A 551-nucleotide genomic window follows, 5' to 3' on the forward strand; every position below is an offset into this window, starting at 1 on the left:
CCCCGAACCCCGCATCTCCGCCGACCCCTACGCGGTCTCCGGGCGCGGACTCCACCTCGTGCGCGCCCTCGCCGACCGGCTGGGCGTCGACCCCACCAAGACCGGCAAGGTCGTCTGGTTCGAACTGGACGCCGCCGCGTGAACACCCCCATCGACCCCCACGACCCCTACCTGCGCACCTACACCGAACCCGAAGTCACCGCCCTCCTCCTCGAACTCCACGAACGCGGCAGACCCCTCGGACTGCGCTGGGGCTCCGTCACCGTCTCGGACCCCACCATCGACGGCCGCCTGCTGGTCGACTTCGGGGACGCCCCCGTCTCGACCCTCCTCAACCTCCTCACCCTGCTGCGGGAAGTGCCCCGGCGGTGAGCGGTTCCTCATCGGGGCGGCCTTCGCCGTCCTCCTGGCGCTCGCGATCGCCACCGTCGTCACCGGCGTCGTCACCGCCCTCAAGATCGGCCCGCCCCCACCCCCGATCACCCGCCACGGGCACTGGGAACCCCACACCCTCCCCGACGGCACCACCGAACACACCTGGACCGCCCACC

General features: G+C 72.2%; 1 protein-coding gene. It reads left to right on the plus strand.

Annotated elements, in window-relative coordinates:
- The first annotated feature begins 138 nt into the window (after window positions 1-138).
- The gene (locus VR45_RS20260) at window positions 139-372 is read left to right on the plus strand and encodes a hypothetical protein (RefSeq protein ID WP_045941216.1); all 234 of its coding nucleotides are present in this window, start codon (window positions 139-141) and stop codon (window positions 370-372) included.
- The last annotated feature ends 179 nt before the right edge of the window (window positions 373-551 follow it).

This window comes from Streptomyces sp. NRRL S-495 (genome assembly GCF_000966955.1).
Classification (GTDB): domain Bacteria; phylum Actinomycetota; class Actinomycetes; order Streptomycetales; family Streptomycetaceae; genus Kitasatospora; species Kitasatospora purpeofusca.